The organism is Burkholderia sp. LMG 13014 (assembly GCF_905232215.1).
GTDB lineage: Bacteria > Pseudomonadota > Gammaproteobacteria > Burkholderiales > Burkholderiaceae > Burkholderia.
The window spans coordinates 1-5,371 of sequence record NZ_CAJNKE010000421.1 but is presented as its reverse complement, the minus strand read 5'-3'; the positions used below and the strand labels follow the sequence as shown (position 1 = coordinate 5,371).

The 5,371-nt window shown below is 67.8% G+C and carries 5 protein-coding genes and 1 pseudogene; all 6 read right to left on the bottom strand.

Annotation, left to right across the window (positions count from 1 at the left end):
• Positions 1-238 (bottom strand): annotated as a pseudogene (locus JYJ84_RS27640) (hypothetical protein); the annotation flags it as partial.
• Between the two features lie 58 nt (positions 239-296).
• Positions 297-2,114 (bottom strand): glutamine--fructose-6-phosphate transaminase (isomerizing), encoded by a 1,818-nt coding sequence (gene glmS / locus JYJ84_RS27635; RefSeq protein WP_089451387.1) that lies wholly within the window; start codon positions 2,112-2,114, stop codon positions 297-299.
• A gap of 50 nt (positions 2,115-2,164) precedes the next feature.
• Complete coding sequence (glmU, locus tag JYJ84_RS27630; RefSeq protein ID WP_089451386.1) at positions 2,165-3,526, bottom strand: bifunctional UDP-N-acetylglucosamine diphosphorylase/glucosamine-1-phosphate N-acetyltransferase GlmU; 1,362 nt, start codon at positions 3,524-3,526, stop codon at positions 2,165-2,167.
• Between the two features lie 135 nt (positions 3,527-3,661).
• Positions 3,662-4,657, bottom strand: coding sequence for a tRNA 2-thiocytidine(32) synthetase TtcA (gene ttcA, locus JYJ84_RS27625; RefSeq protein ID WP_122946428.1), 996 nt, complete (start codon positions 4,655-4,657; stop codon positions 3,662-3,664).
• The gene (locus tag JYJ84_RS27620) at positions 4,654-5,058 is read right to left on the bottom strand and encodes a dihydroneopterin aldolase (RefSeq protein WP_041492975.1); all 405 of its coding nucleotides are present in this window, start codon (positions 5,056-5,058) and stop codon (positions 4,654-4,656) included. Before JYJ84_RS27620 ends, ttcA begins: the two co-directional genes overlap by 4 nt.
• A gap of 78 nt (positions 5,059-5,136) precedes the next feature.
• Positions 5,137-5,371 (bottom strand): Rossmann fold domain-containing protein (locus JYJ84_RS27615; protein WP_374102137.1); only part of this gene is annotated, 235 nt, incomplete at its 5' end.

Here is a 5,371-nt window from a genome sequence, read left to right as displayed (position 1 = left end):
CGACGCGACGCTTGTGCGGCTTCACCGCGGCTTTCGGTGTGGCATTCGCGTGCTTCTCCGCGCTCTTGCCGGCGCGCGCATCGGCGCCGGTGTGCGCGGCCGGGGTACGGGCATCCGGCGCATGGGTTTCCGGCTTCCGTGCCTCGGGCGGGTTCCAGACCTCGACGTAATGCTCGGCGGCCCAGCCCGTCGACGCGAACGTCAGCGCCAGCAAACCGCATCCAATCAGTCTTACCATTGTCTCTCCGTCTGTCTCAGCGGCGCGCCGGGCAGGCCGCGCCGATCGGCGGCCAGCCTTACTCCACCGTCACCGACTTCGCGAGGTTCCGCGGCTTGTCGACGTCGGTGCCGCGTGCGCACGCGGTGTGATATGCGAGCAGTTGCAGCGGCACGACGTGCAGGATCGGCGACAGTTGCCCGTAGTGCTCCGGCATCCGGATCACGTGCAGGCCGTCGTCGTTGACGATCTGCGTGTCGGCATCGGCGAACACGTACAGCTCGCCGCCGCGCGCACGCACTTCCTGCATGTTCGACTTCAGCTTCTCGAGCAGCGTGTCGTTCGGCGCGACCGTGACGACCGGCATCGCTTCCGTGACGAGCGCGAGCGGCCCGTGCTTCAGTTCGCCGGCCGGATAGGCCTCGGCGTGGATGTACGAGATTTCCTTCAGCTTCAGCGCGCCTTCGAGCGCGATCGGGTAGTGCAGCCCGCGACCGAGGAACAGCGCGTTTTCCTTGCGCGCGAATTCCTCCGACCACGCGATGATCTGCGGCTCCAGCGCGAGCACGCTGTTCAGCGCGGCCGGCAGGTGGCGCAGCTGCTTCAGGAATTCCGCTTCCTGCGCGGCGTCGACGTGCCCGCGCAGCTTGCCGAGCGTCGCGGCCAGCACGAACAGCGCGACGAGCTGGGTCGTGAACGCCTTGGTCGACGCGACGCCGATCTCGGTGCCTGCATGCGTCAGGAACTGCATTTCGGTGAGGCGCACCATCGCGCTCGTCGCGACGTTGCACACTGCCAGCGTATGCGTGTGGCCGAGCGACTGCGCGTGCTTGAGCGCCGCGAGCGTATCGGCCGTCTCGCCCGACTGCGAGATCACCAGCACGAGCTGGCGCGGGTTCGGTACCGATTCGCGATAGCGGTATTCGCTCGCGATCTCGACCTGCGTCGGGATCTTCGCGATCGATTCGAGCCAGTATTTCGCGGTCAGGCCCGAGTAGTAGCTCGTGCCGCACGCGAGGATCAGCAGGCTGTCGATGTTCGCGAACGCGGCCGGCGCGGCGTCGCCGAACAGCGTCGCGTCGAATGCGTCCGTTTGCGGCACGGTGTCGCTGATCGCGCGCGGCTGCTCGAAGATTTCCTTCTGCATGAAGTGACGATACGGGCCGAGTTCGACCGCGCCGCCGTAGGTGCTGACCACGCGGATCTCGCGCTGCGCGAGCGCGCCGTTCCGGTCGACGATCTTCACGCCGTCGAGCGACAGCTCGCACACGTCGCCTTCCTCGAGGAACGTGAAGCGGTCGGTGCTGCCCACGAGCGCGAGCGCGTCGGACGCGAGGAAGTTCTCGCCGTCACCGTGGCCGACCACGAGCGGCGAACCCTGGCGCGCGCCGACGACGGTGTGCGGCTGGTCCTTGTGGATCACGGCGATCGCGTACGCGCCGTGCAGCTGGCCGACCGCCTCGCGCACCGCGTCGAACAGGTTGCCGCGATACAGGCTGTGCACGAGGTGGGCGATCACTTCGGTGTCGGTCTGCGACACGAATTCGTAGCCCTTCGCGCGCAGCGCTTCGCGCAGCGATTCGAAGTTCTCGATGATGCCGTTGTGGACGAGCGCGAGCGCGTTCGACGAGAAGATCGGGTGCGCATTGTGCGTGACGGGCGCGCCGTGCGTCGCCCAGCGGGTGTGTGCGACGCCCGTCGTGCCTTCGACGTGCGATTCGCGCACCTGTGCGTCGAGATCGGCGACGCGCGCAACGCTGCGCGCACGCTTCGGCGCGTCCGGCTCGAGCACGGCGACGCCGCACGAGTCGTAGCCACGGTACTCGAGGCGCCGCAATCCTTCGATCAGCACCGGAACGATATTACGTTGCGCAACTGCGCCGACAATGCCGCACATGAAATCTACCTTCTATAGGGAAGCGGGTGCCGTAGGGCACCCGCGTGATGTTAACTTTTCTTCTTGACCGGGCGGACGTAGCCGCTCTTCGCGGTCTGCGTCTTCTCGTTCAATGCGAGCAGGCCGTCGGCCACGTCCTTCCAGACCGTCGTGCCGGCGGCGATCGTCACGCCGCGGCCGACGCGCACCGGTGCGACCAGCTGCGTGTCGGAGCCGACGAACACGTCGTCCTCGATCACGGTGCGGAACTTGTTCGCGCCGTCGTAGTTGCAGGTGATCGTGCCCGCGCCGATGTTCACGCGTGCGCCGATGTCGGCATCGCCGATGTACGTGAGGTGGTTCGCCTTCGAGCCGTGGCCGATCACCGCGTTCTTCACCTCGACGAAGTTGCCGACGTGCGCTTCGTCCGCGAGCTGCGCGCCGGGGCGCAGCCGCGCGTACGGGCCGATCACGGTGTGCGCGCCGAGCTCGGCGCCGTCGATGTGCGTGAACGCGTCGATGCGCGTGCCCGTGCCGACCGACGCGTTGCGGATCACGCAGTTCGCGCCGATCGTCACGTTGTCGGCGAGCGTCACGTTGCCTTCGAACACGCAGTTCACGTCGATCGACACGTCGCGGCCGCAGCGCAGCGTGCCGCGCACGTCGAGGCGCGCCGGATCGGCGAGCGTGACGCCGTCGACGAGCAGCGCGTCGGCAATCGTGCGCTGGTGGATGCGTTCGAGCTCGGCGAGCTGCGCCTTGCTGTTCACGCCGAGCGTTTCCCATTCCTCGTCGGGCTGCGCGGTGACGACCTCGAAACCGGCCTCGATCGCGAGTTCGACGACGTCGGTCAGGTAGTACTCGCCCTGCGCGTTCTCGTTCTTCAGCGCGCCGAGCCACATCGACAGCTGGGCCGTCGGCGTGACGATGATGCCGGTGTTGATCTCGGCGATCTTCAGCTGCTCGGGCGACGCATCCTTCTGCTCGACGATGCGCGTGACGAAGCCGGCCGCGTCGCGCACGATGCGGCCATAGCCGGTCGGATCGTCGAGCGTGACGGTCAGAATCCCGTAGCGGCCTTCGCGCGCGGCGTCGACGAGGCGCTGCAAGGTCGACGCGCGCGTGAGCGGCACGTCGCCGTACAGCACGAGCGTCGGTTGCGCGGGATCGAGGAGCGGCAGCGCCTGGCGCACCGCGTGGCCGGTGCCGAGCTGCTCGGCCTGCACGGCAAACTGGACATCGGGGGCGGCAACGGCGGCCTGGACCTGCTCGGCGCCGTGACCGACGACGACGACCAGCCGGGACGGCTGCAGCGTGCGCGCGGTGTCGATGACGTGGGAGAGAAGCGGCCTGCCGGCCAGGGGATGAAGCACTTTCGGCAGCGCGGAACGCATGCGCTTGCCGGTGCCTGCCGCCAAAATCACGATATTCATGGCGCCAGCTTGTCAGAAGAGTTCGAAGCCGTCCATTTTAGCATGCAGCCCCCGTCGATCCGGGCCTGCTGCGGCGCCGCTGCAACGCCGGAACGGGCGGCTGGCGCGCCGTTCCGGCAAGGGTTCCGGCCCCGCTTACAGGTCGTCGAACTGGACGATCGAGATCGGTTGGGCGCCACCCGGCGCCGCGGTGTCGTCGCCCGACGCGCACGGTTCCTCGTCGAACGCGATGTCGCCTTGCGGATCGGCTTCTCCCGTCGCACGCAGCGACTGGAACGGGTACAGCGTCGTGTCCATCAGGTGCGACGGCACGACCTTCGCGAGCGCGTTGAACATGTTCTCGACGCGGCCCGGGAAGCGCTTGTCCCAGTCGCGGATCAGCGCCTTCATTTCCGCGCGCTTCAGGTTCGGCTGGCTGCCGCACAGGTTGCACGGGATGATCGGGAATTCGCGCAGTTCCGCGTATTTCTCGAGATCGGTTTCCTTCACGTACGCGAGCGGGCGGATCACGATGTTCTTGCCGTCGTCCGACTGCAGCTTCGGCGGCATCCCCTTCAGCTTGCCGCCGTAGAACATGTTGAGCAGCAGCGTCTGCACGATGTCGTCGCGGTGGTGGCCGAGCGCGATCTTGGTCGCACCGAGCTCGCCGGCCACGCGATACAGGATCCCGCGGCGCAGCCGCGAGCACAGCGAGCAGGTCGTCTTGCCTTCGGGCACCAGCCGCTTGACGATGCTGTAGGTGTCCTGGTTCTCGATGTGGAACGGCACGCCGACCTGCTTCAGGTATTCCGGCAGCACGTGCTCGGGGAAGCCCGGCTGCTTCTGGTCGAGGTTCACCGCGACGATGTCGAAATCGATCGGCGCGCGCTCGCGCAGGCGCAGCAGCACGTCGAGCATCGCATAGCTGTCCTTGCCGCCCGACAGGCACACCATCACCTTGTCGCCTTGCTCGATCATGTTGAAGTCGCCGATCGCCTGGCCGACCTGGCGCACGATCCGCTTGAACAGCTTGTTGTTCTCGTACGCGTCCTTCTGTTCGCGGCGCGTCAGCACCGGGCGGCCGGCCGGGGCGGCGGTCGCGTCGAGGGTGGCGGCATCGGCCGCCGTGTCATTCATGTGGGGGGCGTTCATGCTCGCTCCTCGTCCTTGATGCGAAAGACTTCGACGCCGACGGCGTCGCAGTCCGGATAAGCGTCCGGTTTCTCGGTACAGACGCGTACCGCGCGCACGGCATCGTGCGCCAGCAGGCGCGCGGCGATCGCGTCGCACAGCGTTTCCTGCAGGTGGATGTGGCCGCGCGCCAGGCATTGCGCGACGCTCTGCTTCATCAGATCGTAGTCGACGATTTCATGCAGCCGGTCGTCGACGGGGGTCGACAGCGCGAGCGGCACGAACAGGTCGACATTGATGACGACGCGCTGCTCGCCGCGCTTCTCGTGTTCGAAGGCACCGATGTTGATGTGCACTTCGTAGTCGCGCAGGTAGAGCCTGCGGCAGTCCGCGAGGCGGGGGTGCAGGAGAGCGGAAAACATGGTCGTCCCAGTCAAATTGGCGTGCGCACACGCAAAGCGGCGCGGGCGGCGGCAGTCAGGCCGCGCGTTCCGCGCAGTTCATTCATTCGGGCCGGCGGCGGGCGGCACGAGGTGCTCGCCGCCGTCGACGGTCAGCGTCGCGCCCGTGACGCCGGGCGCGCTCGCGAGATAGCAGGCGGCCGCCGCGATGTCGTCCGCGTGCGGCGCGTGGCCGCGCACGAGCGCCGCGACCCGCACCTTCGGCGCGAGTGCCAGCGCCAGCGCCGACGTCGCGCGGTTCAGCGCGGCCTGCATCAGCGCGTGCGACAGCTGC